A 20,511-nucleotide genomic window follows, 5' to 3' on the forward strand; every position below is an offset into this window, starting at 1 on the left:
CAATCTACGACAAAAAGGGCGGAGAATGCCCCAGCCCTTATAAAGGATTATTATTTTTCATGACCTTCAGAATCATCGTTATTCATGTTCATATCCATCTTGTCACTAGAGTCATTATTTTTCATCTTTTGCATTTTCTTTTTATATCGTTCATGTGCAACATCATCTATATCCGATACTTTGACAACTTTTGCTCCTGTATTTTCTTTTATAAATGCATCTGCACTTTCTTGTTCTTTAAAGAACGCATAGCCATAATTCATCGGTGTTTTTATGTCTGCTTTTACAATGATAGCATCATCTAGTTTCAACCATTCTTTAGAATTATAGTCGCGAACATATTTATCGTATTTAACTTTATCTTTTCGTTCTTGGTTTAACATACAGCCTGCATCGTCAAAGAAAATTGTTGAGCCATCTTCTTTAATTGCTTGTGCTGAAAATGCACCCATTTCATGATCTGCATCGTATACTTTCATATTGCAAAATTCACAAACTGTATCTTCTTTTGGCTCTTGTAATTTTGAATTGACTTTGTTGAGAGATGCTTCGTTTGTTGTTTGTTCTGTTTTTTCTGTGGCATTAGTATTATTAGCATCCTTTGTTTTAGCACCATCTTGACCACATGCTGCTAGCAATGCAGCTGCCAAGATTACTGTTATACCTAAATTCTTTTTCATCATATTCTCTCCCTTCAACTACTTAATACTTTACCTTTAGGTTGTGAAAAAAGTTCAAAAATTATTTGTCTATATTTTGACTTGTTACATTTTTATTTCATGCAAAAGAAAAGGGCTGTCCCATAAGTAAACTTAAAGGGCAGTCCTTTCTTTTGCTAAACATTCAATTTTTAAAATTTATTTTTTCCAAAAGTCATCGAAAATAGAAATTGGTAAGTGGCGTTTGTGTTCTGAACGTAAGAAATGCCCTTCAATTTGTTTTTTTGCGTCTTCTGGAATCTCTTTACCTTCTAAATAGTCATCTATTTGATCATAAGTAACACCAAGTGCTACTTCATCCGGCAATGACGGGCGGTTTTCTTCTAAATCTGCAGTTGGTGTTTTTTCGTATAAATGTTTTGGACAATTAAGTTCGGCAAGCAATGCTTTACCTTGACGTTTGTTTAAACGGAAGATGGGTGTTAAATCAGTTGCACCGTCACCAAATTTTGTAAAGAATCCCGTAATTGCTTCTGCTGCATGATCTGTACCTAGTACAACTGCATTATGGTGAGCTGCAATAGCAAATTGAACTTTCATACGTTCACGCGCTTTTTCGTTACCTTTTAAGAAATCAGTAAGTTCTATTCCTGCTTCTTTTAATGATTGGACGCTTACATCTACTACAGGTTTAATATTAACTGTATAGACTTTGGTTGGTTGGATAAATTGGATAGCATCTTGACAATCTTGTTCATCTGCTTGGACTCCATACGGTAAGCGAACTGCCCAAAAAGAGTACTTGTTTTCTCCAGCTTCTTCATTTAACTCATTTACTGCAAGTTGTGCTAATTTACCAGTCAAAGTAGAATCTTGACCACCTGACAATGCAAGTACAAAGCCCTTTAAAAAGGTATTCTTTGTAGCATATTCCTTTAAAAAGTCGACAGATTTACGAATTTCTTCTTTCGCATCGATTTGAGGAAGTACATGTAATTCCTCTATAATTTTTTGTTGCAAAGACATAGCCATTAAATATTCCCCCCTAAACTAGCATCAATATCTCGAACCATATCTTTCACGTCTTGGATATTTCTCATTCTGTTATCCCAGCATTTTTGGCTTAAATCTACAGGATACTCTTCAGGGTTCAATGAACGTTTGTATTCGTCCCATAACAATTCTAGATTTTCAGAAGCATATGCTCTCATATCTTGTACTGAAGGACTATCATATAGTATTTTACCATCTTCAACTACCTTTTTATGAAGAGCTTTTGCCTCGAAGTTTGTGACAAATTTTGAGATAAATGTATGGACTGGATGGAACATTTTAATACGTTCTTGTGATTCAGGATTCTCGTCAATCATGGTAATATAATCGCCTTCTGCTTTACCATTTTCGCGATCGATAATACGATACAATTTTTTTAATCCTGGTGTTGTCACTTTTTCAGCATTTGCAGAAATTTTAATACGATCTTTCATCTTACCATTTTCATCTTCAAGTGAAACAAGTTTATAAACTGCACCTAATGCAGGCTGATCATAAGCAGTTATTAGTTTTGTACCAATACCCCATTGATCTACTTTCGCACCTTGAGCAAGCAAGTTTAGAATCGTATACTCGTCTAAATCATTTGATACAACAATTTTAGCTTTCGTAAACCCTGCATCATCTAACATTTTACGAGCAGCCTTTGACAAGAATGCGATATCGCCACTATCTAAACGAATTCCGATAAAGTTAATCTTATCTCCTAGTTCTTTTGCGACTTTAATCGCTGTAGGTACACCAGATTTTAATGTGTCAAAAGTGTCGACAAGGAATACACAGTCTTTATGTCGTCTTGCATAAGCATGAAAGGCTTCATAATCACTTTTATACGCTTGTACTAAGGAATGAGCATGTGTACCTGCAACAGGTATATTGAATAGTTTACCCGCTCTTACATTACTTGTAGAATCAAAGCCACCAATAATTGCTGCTCTTGTTCCCCAAATTGCTGCATCCATTTCTTGTGCACGGCGTGTACCAAATTCCATCACAACATTATCTTTAACAATTTGTTTAATCCGGCTTGCTTTTGTTGCTATTAGAGTTTGGTAGTTCACAATATTAAGTAATGCTGTTTCGATTAGCTGTGCTTCTCCTAGGGGCGCTTCAATTCGAACAATCGGTTCATTTCCAAAGACAAGTTCCCCTTCAATCATAGAGTAGACATCACCTGTAAAGCGTAGATTTTTTAAGTATTCAATAAAATCCTCATCATATCCAACAACTTTTTGTAAATACTCTAAGTCAGATTCGCTCATTCGAAAATTACGTAAGTACTCCAACATTCTTTCTAAACCGGCAAAAATAGCGTAACCATTCCCAAATGGTAATTTTCGAAAATAGAGCTCGAATACGGCTTTGCGATTATGTATTCCGTCTGCCCAATAAGATTCTGCCATATTGATTTGATATAAATCTGTATGTAGCGCTAGGCTATCGTCAGGATATTTTGTCATCATGCTATTCCCTTCTTCCACCATCTTAATACATCATAGTATACACTATTTATTTTTAAATATGTCTTTAAAAATGCTAGTATGTCATGACAGCTGTAATATCAAGATCTTTTATTTTACCTTTCACAAAATCATTATTCTTTATACGGTACATTTTCTATCTGAAGCAATGCCTTTTTTAACGGAATACCCGCGCTAAAACCTGTCAGTTTTCCGTTCTTCCCAATTATCCGATGACAAGGAATCGCTATTAAGATTGGATTTGCGCCTATTGCTCCGCCAACAGCTCTTACCGCTTTTGGACGGTTAACGCGGTTAGCAATTTCTGAATAACAAGTAGTCTTACCGAATGGAATTTGAAGTAACGCTTCCCATACTTCTTTTTGAAATGGTGTTCCTTGTAAATTTATTGGTATATCAAAGAAAGTTCTTTTCCCTGTAAAATATTCTTCATATTGTTTTTGATATTTGCCCATTTTTTCACGGTTTTCTATTAATTCGAATGTTTTATAATGCTTTTTACACCATTCCTCAATAGCTTCTTTTGACGTACTGACATAACATAACCCTTTTTCCGTCGCCACTAGAAAGAATGTCCATTCTTTTTGGATAAATGAAGTCCAGTAGGTAATTTCCAACATTGCACCTCCATATATCAGATGATAATTATTCATATTATAAGGTACTTACTAAATAGATTCATCTTTCTAGTATTTGGCTTTGGTTTATAATACATTTATAATAAGATTCTATTTTCAGGAGCGCGAATATGAATACAATCTACCAACCTGCCATCCATTTTCATAACATTGACTATGAAATAGATGGACATAAAATTTTGCAACAAATAACAGGCTCCTTTCCAACAGGTTATATTACAACCCTTGTCGGTCCTTCTGGAGCAGGCAAAACTACACTATTAAAACTATGTAATGGCTTAATCTCTCCAACTGCAGGTGAGATTTATATTAATGACAAACCCATTAACACGATTGACCCCGTTTTGTTACGTCGTCATGTTGGCATCGCCTTACAATCTGCACCTATGATTAAAGGTACAGTTTATACGAATTTATCTTTACCAAAAAAATTACAAGGAATATCCCTATCGCGTGAAGAAGCTATTTCTTTTTTAGAAGATGTAGGATTAGATCAATCCTTTTTAGATCAAGATGCTATGGATTTATCTGGAGGGCAACGTCAGCGCGTTTCAATCGCAAGGACACTTGTTAACAAATCGGATATATTACTATTAGATGAAATCACATCTGCTTTAGATCAAAATTCTGTAAAAGAAGTGGAAAATCTCATTGTTAAGATAAATAAAAAATACAATGTTACGATTATTTGGATTACCCATAATTTAGAACAGGCAATTCATATCGGTCACTATACCTGGGTGATGATGGATGGTCGTGTTATTGAAACGGGAGAGAGTACTTTCCTAAAGCTTCCTACAAAAGAACTTGTAAGACAATTTGTACAAGGAGGGTTAGCATGAGCTTCACTACACTTTCCTTAACATTACTATTTGTATTCATTCCGCTTATCTTATCTAAAACATTACATCTTGGATTAGAGAAAGACACGATAATTGCAACTCTTCGATCAATCATTCAGTTACTAGCTGTCGGCTATATTTTAAAATTTATCTTTGAATCCGATAGCTTACTTTATATTCTTCTAATGATTGTACTAATGGTTGTAGCAGCCACACTTAATGCACGTAAAAAAGGTGCAAATATTAAAGGTATCACTTGGAAAGTAGCTATTACACTGATTACAGTAGAGATCATAGTACAATCTATTTTACTAGGCTTTGAAATTGTCCCAGCTACCGCTCAATATATTATTCCTATAAGCGGCATGGCCATCGGAAACTCCATGGTGCTGGCAATTCTCTTCTTAAATCGTTTTCAAGGTGAGCTAGATTCACACAAAGATGAAACAGAACTTATTTTGTCGCTTGGTGGTACACCAAAACAAGCAATACATCATCAATTAATTACAGCCATCAAAGCAAGTATGATTCCAACCATCGAAAGTCAAAAAACAATTGGTTTAGTCCAATTGCCAGGCATGATGAGTGGCCAAATAATAGCTGGCGCTGACCCTGTTCAAGCTGTTCAATTCCAATTAATGGTCTTATTTATGTTACTAACTTCTGCCGCAGTTTCTAGCAGTATATTAGGTTTTTTATCCTATCCAACACTATTTAATGATCGCATGCAAATGTTAAAAGAAAAGTTTTAATCGTGGAGAATCCTTTAGAAACTAAAATAATTGTTGAAAGCTACTAATTCTTAATACGCAAAAAAACGCTTTCCCTCTTCCATGAAGGGAAAACGTTTTTTTTGCGTCATAATATTAATTTTGTACCTATGTACTAAGTTACATATTTTATAGGACGAATGCAACTTATTTGTCATAAAAGCTAACAAAATTCGACACGAATAAGTCTTAAGTGTATGTAGTATTATTTGTTCTGACTTAACTTTACCTATACATACATCCTTAACCAAAAACAACGTAGCTATATAAACATATTTATCCTTAAATATCAGTAAATGTTTTAAAATAATATTTTTTCAAGCTTCTATGATATAATCTATTAAAATACAATTTCATCATAAAGGGGAATAGCATATGTCACTTAAAGATTTCTTTATCGCGTTATCCGAAAACCAATTTTTAAATAACAATGCTAAGAAGTATGGATTGAAATTAGGTGCTGCTAGCGTAGTTGCTGGGACTAACATTGCAGAAGTAATGGACAGTATTAAAGAGTTAAACTCACATGGTATCTCTTGCACAGTGGACAACTTAGGGGAATTTGTTCATGATAAATCTGAAGCAATAGCAGCAAAAGAACAAATTTCAGCTGTTATAGAAGCCATTTATCAAAACGATGTTGACGCGCACATTTCTTTAAAACCTTCTCAACTTGGTCTAGATATTGATTATGACTTTTGCTATGAAAATTTAAAAGAAATTGTTGCATTAGCAGACCAATATAATATCTTCGTGAACATCGATATGGAAAATTATGAACGTCTACAACCTTCTTTTAATTTACTTGAAAAATTATCAAAAGATCATCAAAATATCGGGACAGTTATTCAAGCATATTTTCTTCGTGCTAAAGACGATATTAAAAAATTCAAAGACTTTCGTTTACGCATTGTAAAAGGCGCCTATAAAGAATCGAGTGATGTTGCTTTTCAAGAAAAAGAGGATATCGACCGCAATTACATAGAACTTTTAGAATACCATTTATTACATGGAAAATTTACTTCTATTGCAACACATGATCACAATATTATTAATCATATAAAGCAATTTATCACTGACCACAATATTCCAAAAGAAAAATATGAATTCCAAATGTTATACGGTTTCCGTCGAGATATGCAACTTCAACTTGCAAAAGAAGGTTATAACTTCTGCACATACGTTCCATTTGGACAAGATTGGTACGGTTATTTTATGCGCCGATTAGCTGAACGTCCACAAAATATCGAACTTGTGATCAAACAAGTTTTTAATAAAAAGACAAATACCCTACTCGGAGTAGCAGCTGCTGGTTTTATAGTAGGACGTTTAACAAAACGAAGATAAAAGTAAAATGCCTACCAAATTTTCTCTTTAGTTTTTCGATAATAGCAGGCATTAAAAAATCCCGATTACATCCAGAATATTGTAATTGGGATTTTACTTATTATTTATTCCAGCCTTTTTCTTTAAATCTTGCAACAGCTTCAATACGATTGCTAACTTCTAGCTTATCTAAAATTGTTGATATATAGTTTCGAACAGTGCCAGGAGATAAAAACAGTTCGCTTGCAATCTCTTTTGTTGTTTTTCCTTTTGCCACAAGCCCTAATACTTCACTTTCTCGATCAGTAAGGGGATTTTCTGTTTCTTCTTCATAAACTATGTCGATCAATTCGGGAGCATAAATCCTGCGACCATCCATAATTACTCGAATAGCATTTACTAATTCCTCTATAGGACTATCTTTTAGCAAATAGCCTCTAACTCCCGCTTTTCTTGCTCGTTCAAAATAACCTGGTCTAGCGAATGTTGTTAAAATAATTACCTTTATGTCTTTTTCTTTCAATTCTTCTGCTGCATCTAGCCCTGTCTTTTCAGGCATTTCAATATCCATAATAACGATATCTGGTTGATATTTGTCAACAAGTTTTAATGCATCTACACCATTATGCCCTACTCCAACAACTTCCATATCATCTTCCATATTAATCAACGATTTCAAAGCACCTAGCAGCATTCCTTGATCTTCAGCAATTACTATATTAATCATCTTATTCCACTTCCTTTGAAATGACTTCCGATTCTCTTTACGTTCATTATAGCAAATATTTAATTGGCCTCAGCTTTTCAGATTTTCATTTCCCTCAAATAATATCAAACCATTACATCATAGAGTTGCACAAAAGTGATATAAAAAATACAATCATTCCTAAAATAAAAGCCACCCCTATTCAGGAATGACTCTTAGTTCTTTATGATATTTTTAGCGACCTTAACTTGTAATCATGAGAAGCGATACGTTTCTTCACTTCTTTAAACGTTACAAAATGTTTGTTTGGAGAATCATACAATTTGTAACGCAACGATTCCATACTTGTCTTAATAGTAATGGTTGTTGCATGTTGCAATGGTGGTGTTTTTGTATGAGCTTCTTGTAATTTATAGTTTGGTACACGTGGTGCTAAATGATGTACATGATGGAAGCCAATATTACCTGTAATCCATTGTAAAACAAGTGGTAGTTTGTAATAAGAACTTCCTTCTATTGCCGCCTTTACATAGTCCCAATCATTTTGATTTTCAAAATAAGAATCTTCAAATGTATGTTGGATAAAGAATAACCAAATACCAAGCGATCCAGCAACAAACATTGTTGTACCATGAATGATTAAAAACGATTGAACATTTGTCAGTAAAATGATGCCAGTAATAATTGCGGCGATGCAGATATTTGATAAATAAGTATTTAAACGTTCCTTTTTCTTTGCGTTTTTGTGATTAAATCGGCTATCGATTAACACTAAATATAAAGGTCCTAATCCAAACATAACAAGTGGATTACGGTAAGCTCTGTAACAGAATCTTTTCCATTTAGAAGCTTCTAAATATTCATCAACTGTCATTACCCAAATATCACCGATTCCCCGTTTATCCAAGTTAGAACTTGAAGCATGATGAATCATATGCTCTTTTTTCCACTTTTCATATGAAAATAACGTAAGAACTCCTGTTATAAATCCCATGAAATCATTTGCTTTTTTATTCTTAAAGAACGAACCATGTGTGCAATCATGGAAAATGATAAATGTACGAACTACGAATCCTGCTGCGATGATACTAAGTCCAATTGCCCCTAACATTGTGTAAGGAATAATCCAATACGCAGCAGTTAATATTGCGAGTAAGGGAATAATTGTATTTATTATTTGTATGATACTTTTTTTTGTATCAGAAGTTGCGAAAGGTGTAACTGCCATTTTTAGCTGTTTTGTTTTTTCACGATCTGTCAAAGAGATCCCTCCAACCTTTTTTCCTGTTGGACTCATCATACTTTCACTCATCGTTTTACAATAGATATAGATGTCATGAGGTAGACATGACATTTATCATGTTCTCGGTGCTAAAAGCAATTAATTATTATGTACTTAATGATAATATTGGAAAAATATTTTGAATAATATTTTTCTTCACCTATCCTTATCATTTAGAATAGATACATAGAGTATAATAATTAATACCCAGAGTAGATTTTTTAAGAATTTTGGGGATTATTCTAGCCATTTAGTTTTATGGAGGGATTTTTTTGAATCTTTTTCTTCAACAACGCCAAGAACTTAAATTGTATATGACAACTCAGCTAAGACAATCTATAGAATTACTCCAATACTCAACATACGATTTAGAACAATTTATACGCCAGCAAGAATTAGAAAATCCATTGATTGACCTTCAAGAAAAACCAACGTCACCACAAATTGAGAAACTTCCACCTTTTAGACCATCTAAATATGCAAAACAGGCAACATCCGATATTTCAAAACCAATTGAAGAAAATCTAAGAGATTATTTGTTGAAAATGGTCAATTTAAATTTTAAAGATAGAGATACACAAAAATTACTAAAGTATATTATCAATAATTTGAATGATTTTGGTTACCTAATAATAGAAGATAGCAATGCAATTTATTCTGCAGAATTCATTACAAAGGGGATTGAACTTCTTCAACAGATTGGACCGATTGGAATTGGAGCAAGAAATTTAAAAGAATGTCTAATAATGCAATGTCAATATAGATATCCGAACCATCTTATTTTACAAGAATTAATTCAAAATCATTTGTCATTACTTGCTGAAAACAAGTGGCAAATGATTGCTAAAAATATGAAATGTTCCGTAGAAGTCATACAACAATTAAATAAACAAATCCAAACACTCAATCCAAGACCTTGCAATTTTTCTATTTCTGATAGCATTGAATATGTGCAACCTGATATTATTGTAGAATTTCAGGAAAATGAATTGACATTCTACTTAAACGATTATTATCTTCCTCAAATCCATCTAAATAAGCATTACTTAAATGTACCAACTATAAATAGTGAAGATAAACAATATATCCTTAATCATCATAGGAATTACCAGTGGCTCGTAAACAGTATTGAACAGCGCCGAAATACAATTATCAAAATAATGCATGTACTAATCAATAAACAATTAGATTTCTTTAAAAATGGCATTGCCCATCTAGCACCATTAACTTTAAAAGAAGTTGCAGAGGAAATTGATATGCATGAATCTACCGTAAGTCGTACAACATCAAATAAGTTTATCCAAACGCCTATCGGAACATTTGAGATGAAATCATTGTTCACTTCTAAAATCTCTAAAAATGATGGCGGTCAAATTTCTCAAGAAAAAGTAAAAGCATTATTAAAACAAATTATTCAAAGAGAAAACAAATATAAACCATACTCCGATCAAAAAATCTCGGAGTATTTAAATTCTGAATACGCTATACAAATAGCTAGAAGAACTATTAGTAAGTACCGTGATGAGCTGCAAATTCCAACAGCCAGTATGCGAAAAATATGGAAATAATCAAATGTAAAAGCCCATCTAGTCCGCAGCTAAAGATGGGCTTTTGACTATTTTATTCTACATTAAAATACCGTGCATCTGGGTGTGCAAAAACCATGGCACTAACAGATGCTTCTGGAGACATCATGTAACCGTCGGTTAATGTAACACCTATATCTTCTGGCTTGATCAATTTAAATAGTTTTTCTTGATCTTCGAGATTAGGACAAGCTGGATAGCCAAATGAGAAACGTTGTCCTTGGTATTTTGCTGCAAAGCGATCACGCATTGTAAAATCAGTACCATCAGGGAATCCCCAGAAGTCACGCATTTCTTGATGTATCCGTTCAGCAAATCCTTCCGCAAGTTCTAAAGCTGTGGCTTGTAATGCATGACTTTCTAAGAATTTTCCTTGATCCTTTAAACGAGTAGCCGCCTCACGAACACCATGTCCTGCTGTTACTTGCATAAATCCAACATAATCCATTTCTCCACTATCTACCGATTTTAAGAAATCAGCCAAACATAAGAATGGCTTCTTTTGTTGACGTGGGAATGTAAAACGTTCAATCTCTTTTTTAGTATCATTAGGATCATAAATAATTACGTCATCTCCATCTGATTGTGCTGGGAAGAATTGATACATACCAGATGGGCTTAAAATCCCTGATTTTAAAAATCCTGTTACTAATTCATATAGTTCAATAGCTCGCTCATCACCCTTTTCGAGCATCGTTTCATTGAAACCTTTTAATCCAAGATGATGTCCGATTAAGGTTCTCATATTCACATATGGTTGAAGATGCGCAACGGAATAATCTCTTAATATATGTCTTGTTAAATCTTGAGGTACAAATACAGGTACATCATTTCGTACTGTTTTAACAGGTTTTGGAGCAACAGCAACGGCCGTTCTCTCTCCTCTTTTTGCTTCTTGTGCCATTCTTTTTTCTTGAGCTGCATATATTTCATGTAAAAGATTTTCTTTATCATCACTTTGCAATCGGTTGGCTATTTCAAGTCCTTGCATCGCATCTTTAGCATATAACACAGGACCACCGTATTCCTTCGCAATCTTGGTATCTGTAAACTTTCGAGATAATGCAGCCCCACCAACCATAATTGGTGTTTCAATCTGTGCCTCTTTAAAATCTTGTGCAGTAACAACCATTTGTTGAGCTGATTTTACAAGTAAGCCTGATAAGCCAACTATATCGGGTTTTTCGGTACGAATAGCCTCTATTAACGCTTGAGGAGTCACCTTGATTCCTAAATCTATTACTTTAAAGCCATTATTACTTAAAATAATATCTACTAGGTTTTTCCCAATATCATGTACATCCCCTTTTACAGTTGCAAGGATTACTTTGCCTTTCCCTGTATCATCTTCTTTTTTCTCCATGAAGTCTTCAAGGAATGATACCGCCGCTTTCATAACCCCTGCAGATTGCAGTACTTCCGCAACAATAAGCTGGTTATCGTTGAAAAGTTTACCTACAGTAGCCATCCCATCCATAAGAGGTCCATTAATAATATCTAACGGTGTATCATATTGTTTCAAAGCAGCTTGTAAATCCGGTATTAACCCCTCTTTTGTACCTTCAACTATATAATAAGCTAAACGTTCTGGAACTGTTTTAGGAATATCTGCTTCTGTTTTTTCCTTCTTTTTATCACGATAGAAATCTGTAAACTTCGCTAATGTTTGATCTGTTGTTTTAAATAGTAAATCATTTGCTAATTGTTTTTCATTATCAGGGATAGAAGCATAACGCTCAATCTTTTCTGTATTAACAATGGCATAGTCAAGACCTGCTTGTGTACAGTTATAAAGGTACACAGCATTTAATACTTCACGTCCAACTGGCGGTAACCCAAATGAAACATTACTAACACCAAGAATTGTTAGAGCTCTTGGTAGTTTTTCTTTAATTAACCGAATCCCTTCAATTGTCTCAACAGCTGATCCTATATACTGCTCATCACCTGTTCCAACTGGAAAAACAAGTGGATCAAAAATAATATCTTCTGGTGCTATTCCCCATTGGTTAACGAGTAAATCATAAGAACGTTCAGCTATCTCTAACTTACGATGTCGATCAACCGCCATACCTTTCTCATCAATTGTGCCAACAACAATTGAAGCACCATATTTTTTGACGATTGGTAATACTGCTTCAAAACGTTCTTCCCCTTCTTCTAAGTTAATAGAATTGATAATTGCTTTTCCTTGTGAGTATTTTAGTGCTTCTTCAATTACCTTTTCATCAGTTGAATCAATTACAAGAGGTACCTTAACTTTTTTCACAACTTCTTGCATAAAGTTCTTCATATCTTCCAATTCATCACGATCTGGATTTGCTAAACATATATCTAGAACATGCGCGCCATTCTTCACTTGAGCACGAGCAATTTCTGATGCTTCTTCATACTTTTCCTCTACAATAAGTCGCTTAAATTTACGAGAACCGATAACATTTGTCCGTTCACCAACAAATAGTGGACGCATAGAATCGTCATAAACCAATGAATCAATACCAGATACTACATGACCATGCTCATGATCAGGCTTCTTGCGTGGTTTTTGGTCTTTGACAACCTCTCGTATTGCTCGAATATGATCTGGCGTTGTTCCACAGCAACCACCGACTAGATTTAACCATCCTTTATCTGCAAAGCCTGCAAGTTTTTTTGATAAGGATTCTGGGGTTTCATGATAATGTCCTTCTTCATCAGGGAGACCAGCATTTGGATAACAGCTAACATAACTTGTTGCAATTTCAGACAAAGAGCGCAAATGATCTGTCATAAATTCAGGACCTGTTGCACAGTTTAATCCAACTGATAAAGGATTAATATGTTCAATTGAAATATAAAATGCTTCGATTCCTTGACCAGCTAGTGTTGTACCCATAGGTTCAATTGTCCCTGATATCATCACAGGAATCTTTTTATGTAGCTCTTCAAAAGCTTGCTTAATCCCTAAAGTGCCCGCTTTGACATTTAACATATCTTGACTTGTTTCAAGTAGAAGAACATCCGCTCCGCCTTCAATTAGTCCTTTCGCTTGTACATAGAAATCATGTTGTAACTCATCGAAAGTAATACCACCCGTTACTGAAAGTGTTTTGGTAGTTGGGCCCATAGAGCCCGCTACAAAGCGCGGCCAATCGGGAGTTGAAAATTCGGCCGCCGCTTTTTTTGCAATTTCTACTGCTCTTTTATTGATTTCCTCTGCTCTATTTCCTAAAGAATATTCATTTAAAACAACTGGTGTCCCGCCAAATGTATTTGTACTAATAACATCTGAACCTGCTTCAAGATAAGCACGATGTATCGATTCAACAACATCTGGTCGAGTAATATTCAAATATTCATTACACCCTTCATATTCCTCTCCACCAAAATCTTCCGCTGTTAAATTTGCATTTTGCAACATCGTTCCCATGGCACCATCTAAAACTAAAATGTGATTTTCAAGTCGTTCTTCAATGAGATGCTTTGACATAGTTGCTTTCATCCTCTCTCTTGAAATCTAATTCGCGTATATAGTTCATTAACTCAATTGACATATCATAACGCATAAATGGTGTGATTAAATAGATTCCATTAAACAATTCGGCCGCTGTATCAATCAGCTCTTTTGCAATAGCAATTCCTTCAAATCTCGCGGCTTCCTTATCTTCACCTGTCGCTCTCATACGTTCTAATACTTCTTCAGAAAGCTTAATACCCGGCACTTCATGATGCAGAAATTCCGAATTTCTTACACTTGTAAGTGGCATGATACCAATGAATATAGGCGTTTCTAAATGTTTTGTTGCTTCATACACTTCAATAATTTTTTCTTTACTATAGACAGGTTGTGTGATGAAATAATCTGCACCCGCTTCGATTTTTTTCTCTAACCGACCAACTGCACGCTCTACTACACGTACATTAGGATTGAATGCTGCAGCTACTGAAAAATTCGCTTTTTTCCGGAGTGGCTTTCCAGAAAATGAAATACCTTCATTCAATTTTTTTATAAGTTGGAGAAGTTCAATACTAGAGACATCATATACACTTGTTGCGCCTGGAAAATCCCCTACTTTGGATGGGTCGCCTGTAACCGCTAAAATATCATGAATGCCCAACGCATTTAACCCCATTAAATGTGATTGCAAACCGATTAAATTCCGATCACGACAGGTTATATGGGCAAGAGGGCGAATATTATTATTTAGCTTTAATATTGATCCCATCGCCATATTACTAATTCGCGGTGAGGCAAGTGAATTATCTGCCATGGTCACAGCATCAGCTCCAGCTTCATATAAAGCCTTGGAACCTTCTATAAACTTTTCGATTTCCAAATGCCTTGGTGTATCAAGTTCCACTATAATAGAACGTTCCTTTTTCGCCTTCTCATGAAGTGGCTTATAACTTTCTTTTGTAGCTTCTTTAATCAATATGACTTCTTTATGCTTAACTACTTTATGCTGAATTGGTGGTAGATCTGCCAAACGGTGTTTGACCGCTTCTATATGTTTTGGTGTTGTTCCGCAACATCCACCAATCAACCTTACTCCCTGATCTCTTAGCAATACTGCGGATCTGCCAAAGTATTCTGCCTCAGATTCATAAACTATTTTGCCATCTTCAACATCTAAAAGGCTTGCGTTAGGATAAGCCGAAAGAAAGGCTTTTGATGGGAGTTCTACATCTTCAAAGGCTTGGATAGTATGGTGTGGACCTAAGCGACAGTTAACGCCTACGATATCAGCGCCGATTGCTTCTAATTGGTGAAGAGCATCATTTAATCGTAAACCATTTTGCAAAATACCTGGTTCATGCATCGATACTTGCGAAATTATTGGAACATCAGTGATTCTGCGCAAATGCTTTACTGCTGCCTTTAATTCATCAAAATCATAATAAGTTTCAAGCAAAAGTCCATCCGGATTACCAGCTAGTAGAATTCCTGCCTGTTCATCCAACGACCGAATGATTTCGTCTAAAGTCGCATCACTTTTTCGAATACCCCGAATACCACCGATTGTCCCTAAAACAAACTGTTCCCCTTTTGAAGCAACTTTTTTTGCAATCTGAATGGCACTCTCATTTATGGCTTTCACAGAATTTTCAAGACCATATCGTTCTAATTTAATAGCGTTTGCTGTATAAGTATTCGTTTGAATAATGTCTGCACCTGCATCGATATATTGTTGATGGATATTCTCAATAACTTCTGGCTTTTTAACATTTAATTCCTCATAACAATAGTCTAGTCCATACGAATATAATAATGTTCCCATTGCACCATCTGCAGTTAAAACTTGCGATTGAAGTTTTTCTAAAAGTCCCATACTGTCCTTCCTTTCTTTTCTACCGTAGTCCTACCACTCGGTATTATTTTCCACATTGAGCTTGTGAGAAAAATCGATGTGGGAATTTCATCAAATTTAAAATAAAAAACCTTCTTAACAAAAAATAAGAAGGTTTTAGAATGCATATTGATTGCTCCTTCTTATCTACAGGATTACTCCACTGGAATTAGCACCTGACCAATTGGCTGGTTGCTGAAGCTTCATAGGGCCAGTCCCTCAGCTTCTCTTGATAAGAAATAATATTTAATTTTTAGAATAATTAAAAGAATCATACTCCTTAATATACTTTTCGTCAAGGACATATGAAAAAATGAGTTACATTTGTATTTTTTATAATTGCAACTCATTTTACGGTTGTAAAAGGAAAGACTTTTAGTAAGCTATAAAAATTTATTTTAACTTAAAATAGCTCGTATCATCAGTATATGTTTCTTTCTTAATGAGTTTTCCGCGAATAATCATACGTTTTTCACCATTATAGTTACAGGTGACAAGTGTGATTAGCTTTTCATCTCCTTGATCTTGAATCACTTCTACTTGTGTTGGCTTGACGATAAACATATCAGAAATTTGATATTCGTATATATTTCTGAAATCTGTAATATAAACTTTCATACCTTCTTGTGCTTTTGTTAATGGGCTAAATAAGGTTTTACCATTATTCATATTATGCCCAGCTAAAGAGTAATTTCCTTGTCCCATAACTTGATCTTGTTTCATCGTTCCTGCACCAACCGTTAAATTAATATTTGAAATTCCATAGACGATTGGTAATTGCATATGAACATCCGGTACACTAATTGCTCCAATTGCATGTACATCTTTCTTTTTCGTTTGGGCATCAAGTACATCTTGTAAACGAATATTTTCCACCTTTGCAAAATCGAAAGTTGCCTGTGGTGTTGTCTTTGCTTTTTCAATATTGGTCTTTTGGATTGTTTCCTTAGACATGTTATCTACCAACAATACCATTATTGGTTTTTGAAAGGTCAATACTAATCCCGTAAAGAGTAATAAAATACCGAGCACTAAACTCAACTTTCTCATCATTTTATAAACCTCTTTCTTTTTTCTTATCTTTCCATGTTACATAGTGAGTTCCAATATTACAATAAAAAAAGACCAAGAGAGAGATTAGCTCTTGGTCATAGAAACTTAGAATTATTAAATTGATTGGATAATTTTTTCTGCTGTATCTTGTCCGTTTTTAATGCAATTTCCAATGCCTACTCCATAATATGAGCATCCTGCTAAAATAACATGTGGATATTTTTCTTCTAATTGGGTAGTCAATGATTTTACCGTTTCTGCATGTCCCATACCATAGACAGGCATTAAATCATTCCATTTTGTCACATTTACAACAGCTGGTTCGCTATCTAATTTTAATGATTTCTTAATATCTTCCAATGCTATTGCAGTTAACTCTTCTTCGTTTAAATGTTTGAGCTTATTGAATATAGGATTTGAGCTTTTATAAAATAGACGGACAAGTAAATTACCCGATTTAGATGTATGGTTCCACTTGCGACTTGTCCAAGTACAAGCATTGCATTTTACATCACTATTTTTTGATACTATATAGCCCGTACCATCAGCTGGTAGCTTTTCATCAGGAATATTAAATCCTACATAAATGGTAATAATAGAAGCATTATGAATGGTATTTAGTTCTTCATCAATTCTTTTGTCTTTTAATATCTTACTCGTTACTGCATGTGGGGTTGCTAATACAATATAGTCGGCGATAATATTTTCATGTTTATCAAACGAACATATATATCGGTCATCACTTTTTGTAATATTCGTCGTTGCTAGACCTTTTATAATTTCTACATCTGTTAACGTTTCTTCTAAGCGATCAATCAATTGTGAAAGTCCATTTTTAAAAGAGATAAACTTTTTGTCTGATGACTTTTGGAATTGCTCACGGTTTGCGCCAAACCCTTTGATAATACTGCCATATTGTTCTTTATAATCTAGTAAATATGGTAATGTAGATGCCATTGTTAACTTATACAAATCACCTGAATATACACCCGATAAAACAGGAGCAATTTGCTTTTCGACTAACTCTTTTCCTAAAAAGTATTCAAGAAATTCACCAATCGAGCTATCCTTTGTGAAACGGTCATTCGGTAAATCTAAGTCTTTTAATGCTTCTTTTTTTCCCTCTGGTGAAACTAGTGTACTGCTATTTAATGATTCGATGCTTGTAGGGATCCCAAATACGCTATCAGCAGGGATAGCATGTAATGTATTATTCGTATATATATATGATATACCCGTGCCATTATAAACGAGGTCAGTTTCTAATCCAATTTCTTGGACAAGAGGCAATACACTTTTATGGCGGGCAACGATTGAATCAGCACCTGTTTCCATGATGAATCCATGGTTATGCTCCGAATGTATTTTGCCTCCTAGATATTCATTTTTCTCTATTAGCACAAGATTTATATCTAAATTTTTTTCTCTTTTCTGTTTTTGTAAATAATGCATAGTGCAAAGCCCAGTAATGCCTCCGCCAACTACAACAACTGTTTTCAAGTTGTCCAACTCCTTTATATTCACGAGATTATTCGATTCTTGACAAATCTTAGTATAATCTTTCATATCAATGGATGCCATGATTTTGGTCACAACAGTTTAAGTGATTTATGACGATTTTTAGAAAAATGGATATTGTTTGTAGAAATTATTTTAATATCTTATTATTTTTAATTAAGGAGTGGAAAAGTTCCACTTACATAGCGAGGATGATGAGATGGATTTATTGATGATTATTCTATTGCTAATAGGTTGTTTGCTTATTTCAAATATAATAGGGCACTACTTACCTTTTATTCCTACAGCTCTTATTCAAATTGCTATAGGAGTTATATTAGCACTTTTATTTAGTAATATTACATTAGAACTTGAAACAGAATGGTTCCTTTTGCTGTTTGTCGCACCACTTTTATATAATGATGGTCGTAATTTTCCCCGTGAAGAATTATGGAATATGAAGATGCCTATTTTGGGCAATGCCATTATTCTAGTACTAATTACAACTTTAGCCGGTGGTTACTTTATACATTGGTTAATACCTTCTATACCTTTAGCTGCTGCATTTTCACTAGCAGCCATACTTTCTCCTACAGACCCCGTTGCTGTAAATGGTATTGCAAAGCGCATTCAAATACCTGAGAAAATTTTAAATGTTGTACGTGGGGAATCATTGATCAATGATGCCTCAGGACTAGTAGCATTTAAATATGCAGTTGTCGCTGTCGTCACTGGCTATTTCTCTATTAAAGAAGCGTTATTAAATTTCTCTTACACATTTTTAATTGGCGGAATTTTAGGTTTAGTTGTCGGTACTATACTAACGCAAATCCGTTTTTCATTACGCCGTGCTGGTATTCGAGATGTTATTTTCCATACGCTTTTGCAATTGTTAACACCATTTATCGTCTATCTTGTTGCAGAAGATGTCTTCCATGCTTCAGGTGTTATTGCAGTTGTCGTTGCTGGTATTGCTCAAGCTTTAGTTAAAGATAAGACGGAGATATTACTAGCAGAAGAACAATTACTAACTGAAAATACATGGTCGATTGTCTTATTCATCCTAAATGGTATTGTATTCCTTTTACTTGGTTTGAATATTCCTTCCTCCATGGAAGAATCGATTGAAAATACAAGTATCAATAACTGGAAGTTAATAGGATACGCACTTGCAATTGGTATTGTCATTCTAGGGATACGTTTCCTTTGGTCTCATTTCAATGCTATTTACTCATTTAAAAAAGGAAATGATGATCAGCCAACTTTGAAAAAAAGCTTACTTAGTAGCTTCGTAGGAGTTCGGGGAGCTGTTACTATGGCTGGTGTATTATCATTGCCATTCATCACGGAAAGTGGCTCATTTTTCCCCGAGCGCTCATTGATTTTATTTCTAGCTTCGGCTGTAATCTTATTTACGTTAATCGTTGCAACAATTTTCCTTCCTATCCTTATTGATTCAAGCGAAGTTGGGGATGTTATCGAAAAACAGCACAATTTCAATGAAGCAAAAAAGCAACTTTTACTTGTATCTATTAATCGAATTCATCGTGAAATGAATGATGATAATCGTAATATAGCTTACCAACTGATTGGAGAATATCAGCAAATATTTCGTCAAGTACAAATTGATACTAGTGCTGCCAAAACCGGAAAGCCTAAATACCAAAGTGAGATTACAAAAATTCGTTTACAAGCGTTGGTAGTTGAGGAACAATATATTGAAGAACTATACAAGGGACACCATTTAGATCAAGATATGTATACGGCCATTCAATCCACTTTTTCAGAAAGAAAACGCATTATCCAACACAATATGCAAAAAGGTTTTTCGTTTGTATTATACCGGATTATTCGAGAATGGCGTATGGCGCGGAAAAAATACCTGTTGAATAAAGAAAAGTTCGTCTCTTATGTTCGGATGAAACAAGTAATCAGGAAAAATGCATACGAGCATGCTTTAGAATTTCTAAGAGAACAGGCAAAATTGGCACCAAATCCTGAAATTTATTATATGATTGCATTCGAATATGAAAGAGCCATTTCTCTAATAAATAAAGAAGTTACAACAATTTCAAATAAACATGAAGAGTTAAAAAATGAATTACGGACAGTGATTACGGAAACCGAACGAGCTGAAATTCATAGGATGTACGAAGCTGGCGAGATTAGTAAAGAGGAAGAACGAGATTTACGAAGGTTTGTTAATTATATTGAAAGTGTCAACTTGTATGAACATGTGGAGTAAGCCGTGTTTCTAAACTCTTGATAATCCTTCAAAAATTTAGGCTACG

Annotated in this window: 15 protein-coding genes and 1 riboswitch; of the genes, 5 read left to right on the forward strand and 10 right to left on the reverse strand. The window is 34.5% G+C overall.

The features are described 5' to 3' along the window. Nucleotides 1-50 precede the first annotated feature (50 nt). The 4 genes from D1606_RS09710 to D1606_RS09725 all read right to left on the reverse strand — a co-directional run bounded on the left by D1606_RS09710 (nucleotide 51) and on the right by D1606_RS09725 (nucleotide 3,810). Entirely contained in the window at nucleotides 51-680 is a 630-nt protein-coding gene (locus tag D1606_RS09710) for a nitrous oxide reductase accessory protein NosL (protein WP_119415817.1), read from the reverse strand. Between the two features lie 177 nt (nucleotides 681-857). Then, entirely contained in the window at nucleotides 858-1,685 is an 828-nt protein-coding gene (gene nadE / locus D1606_RS09715) for an ammonia-dependent NAD(+) synthetase (protein WP_119415854.1), read from the reverse strand. Between the two features lie 5 nt (nucleotides 1,686-1,690). Next, a complete protein-coding gene (locus D1606_RS09720) occupies nucleotides 1,691-3,175 on the reverse strand; it encodes a nicotinate phosphoribosyltransferase (protein ID WP_119415818.1) in 1,485 nt (494 codons plus the stop codon). A gap of 131 nt (nucleotides 3,176-3,306) precedes the next feature. Then, a complete protein-coding gene (locus tag D1606_RS09725) occupies nucleotides 3,307-3,810 on the reverse strand; it encodes a methylated-DNA--[protein]-cysteine S-methyltransferase (protein WP_369973785.1) in 504 nt (167 codons plus the stop codon). Nucleotides 3,811-3,941: 131 nt separating this feature from the next. Here D1606_RS09725 and D1606_RS09730 point away from each other — a divergent pair, with 131 nt between their 5' ends. The 3 genes from D1606_RS09730 to D1606_RS09740 all read left to right on the forward strand — a co-directional run bounded on the left by D1606_RS09730 (nucleotide 3,942) and on the right by D1606_RS09740 (nucleotide 6,790). After that, a complete protein-coding gene (locus tag D1606_RS09730) occupies nucleotides 3,942-4,673 on the forward strand; it encodes an ABC transporter ATP-binding protein (RefSeq protein ID WP_119415820.1) in 732 nt (243 codons plus the stop codon). Further along, nucleotides 4,670-5,425, forward strand: a complete 756-nt coding sequence (locus D1606_RS09735; RefSeq protein WP_119415821.1) for an ABC transporter permease — start codon at nucleotides 4,670-4,672, stop codon at nucleotides 5,423-5,425. The genes D1606_RS09730 and D1606_RS09735 overlap by 4 nt, the downstream gene beginning before the upstream one ends. A 393-nt stretch (nucleotides 5,426-5,818) precedes the next feature. Then, nucleotides 5,819-6,790 carry a proline dehydrogenase family protein gene (locus tag D1606_RS09740; protein WP_119415822.1) on the forward strand — a complete coding sequence of 324 codons (972 nt, stop codon included), beginning with the start codon at nucleotides 5,819-5,821 and terminating at the stop codon, nucleotides 6,788-6,790. Nucleotides 6,791-6,890: 100 nt separating this feature from the next. On the opposite strand, the gene D1606_RS09745 is transcribed toward D1606_RS09740, so the two are convergent. Beyond that, nucleotides 6,891-7,496 carry a response regulator transcription factor gene (locus D1606_RS09745; RefSeq protein ID WP_119415823.1) on the reverse strand — a complete coding sequence of 202 codons (606 nt, stop codon included), beginning with the start codon at nucleotides 7,494-7,496 and terminating at the stop codon, nucleotides 6,891-6,893. A 202-nt stretch (nucleotides 7,497-7,698) separates the two neighbouring features. After that, complete coding sequence (gene desA, locus D1606_RS09750) at nucleotides 7,699-8,736, reverse strand: Delta(5) desaturase DesA (RefSeq protein ID WP_483314013.1); 1,038 nt, start codon at nucleotides 8,734-8,736, stop codon at nucleotides 7,699-7,701. Between the two features lie 293 nt (nucleotides 8,737-9,029). Between desA and rpoN the strand changes: the two genes are divergently transcribed. Further along, nucleotides 9,030-10,325: an RNA polymerase factor sigma-54 gene (gene rpoN / locus D1606_RS09755; RefSeq protein WP_119415824.1), complete on the forward strand. Its 1,296-nt coding sequence runs from the start codon at nucleotides 9,030-9,032 to the stop codon at nucleotides 10,323-10,325. A 52-nt stretch (nucleotides 10,326-10,377) separates the two neighbouring features. Here rpoN and metH read toward each other — a convergent pair whose 3' ends face one another. The 4 genes from metH to D1606_RS09775 all read right to left on the reverse strand — a co-directional run bounded on the left by metH (nucleotide 10,378) and on the right by D1606_RS09775 (nucleotide 18,223). Further along, entirely contained in the window at nucleotides 10,378-13,812 is a 3,435-nt protein-coding gene (gene metH / locus D1606_RS09760) for a methionine synthase (RefSeq protein ID WP_119415825.1), read from the reverse strand. Next, complete coding sequence (locus tag D1606_RS09765; RefSeq protein WP_119415826.1) at nucleotides 13,793-15,652, reverse strand: bifunctional homocysteine S-methyltransferase/methylenetetrahydrofolate reductase; 1,860 nt, start codon at nucleotides 15,650-15,652, stop codon at nucleotides 13,793-13,795. The genes metH and D1606_RS09765 overlap by 20 nt, the downstream gene beginning before the upstream one ends. A gap of 158 nt (nucleotides 15,653-15,810) precedes the next feature. Continuing rightward, nucleotides 15,811-15,909, reverse strand: a riboswitch (SAM riboswitch). Nucleotides 15,910-16,063: 154 nt separating this feature from the next. Beyond that, the gene (locus D1606_RS09770) at nucleotides 16,064-16,723 is read right to left on the reverse strand and encodes a class A sortase (protein WP_119415827.1); all 660 of its coding nucleotides are present in this window, start codon (nucleotides 16,721-16,723) and stop codon (nucleotides 16,064-16,066) included. Nucleotides 16,724-16,837: 114 nt separating this feature from the next. After that, nucleotides 16,838-18,223 (reverse strand): protoporphyrinogen oxidase, encoded by a 1,386-nt coding sequence (locus D1606_RS09775; protein WP_119415828.1) that lies wholly within the window; start codon nucleotides 18,221-18,223, stop codon nucleotides 16,838-16,840. Nucleotides 18,224-18,440: 217 nt separating this feature from the next. Here D1606_RS09775 and D1606_RS09780 point away from each other — a divergent pair, with 217 nt between their 5' ends. Further along, nucleotides 18,441-20,465: a Na+/H+ antiporter gene (locus tag D1606_RS09780; RefSeq protein WP_119415829.1), complete on the forward strand. Its 2,025-nt coding sequence runs from the start codon at nucleotides 18,441-18,443 to the stop codon at nucleotides 20,463-20,465. The last annotated feature ends 46 nt before the right edge of the window (nucleotides 20,466-20,511 follow it).

Origin of the sequence: Rummeliibacillus sp. POC4 (genome assembly GCF_003576525.1) — a bacterium.
Lineage (GTDB): Bacteria > Bacillota > Bacilli > Bacillales_A > Planococcaceae > Rummeliibacillus.

Coding starts and splice junctions, on each gene's coding strand:
- D1606_RS09730 (WP_119415820.1), top strand. CDS start 3,942: ATGAATACAATCTACCAACCTGCCATCCATTTTCATAACATTGACTAT.
- D1606_RS09710 (WP_119415817.1), bottom strand. CDS start 680: ATGAAAAAGAATTTAGGTATAACAGTAATCTTGGCAGCTGCATTGCTA.
- metH (WP_119415825.1), bottom strand. CDS start 13,812: ATGTCAAAGCATCTCATTGAAGAACGACTTGAAAATCACATTTTAGTT.
- D1606_RS09740 (WP_119415822.1), top strand. CDS start 5,819: ATGTCACTTAAAGATTTCTTTATCGCGTTATCCGAAAACCAATTTTTA.
- D1606_RS09745 (WP_119415823.1), bottom strand. CDS start 7,496: ATGATTAATATAGTAATTGCTGAAGATCAAGGAATGCTGCTAGGTGCT.
- D1606_RS09720 (WP_119415818.1), bottom strand. CDS start 3,175: ATGATGACAAAATATCCTGACGATAGCCTAGCGCTACATACAGATTTA.
- D1606_RS09765 (WP_119415826.1), bottom strand. CDS start 15,652: ATGGGACTTTTAGAAAAACTTCAATCGCAAGTTTTAACTGCAGATGGT.
- D1606_RS09780 (WP_119415829.1), top strand. CDS start 18,441: ATGGATTTATTGATGATTATTCTATTGCTAATAGGTTGTTTGCTTATT.
- D1606_RS09735 (WP_119415821.1), top strand. CDS start 4,670: ATGAGCTTCACTACACTTTCCTTAACATTACTATTTGTATTCATTCCG.
- D1606_RS09770 (WP_119415827.1), bottom strand. CDS start 16,723: ATGATGAGAAAGTTGAGTTTAGTGCTCGGTATTTTATTACTCTTTACG.
- nadE (WP_119415854.1), bottom strand. CDS start 1,685: ATGTCTTTGCAACAAAAAATTATAGAGGAATTACATGTACTTCCTCAA.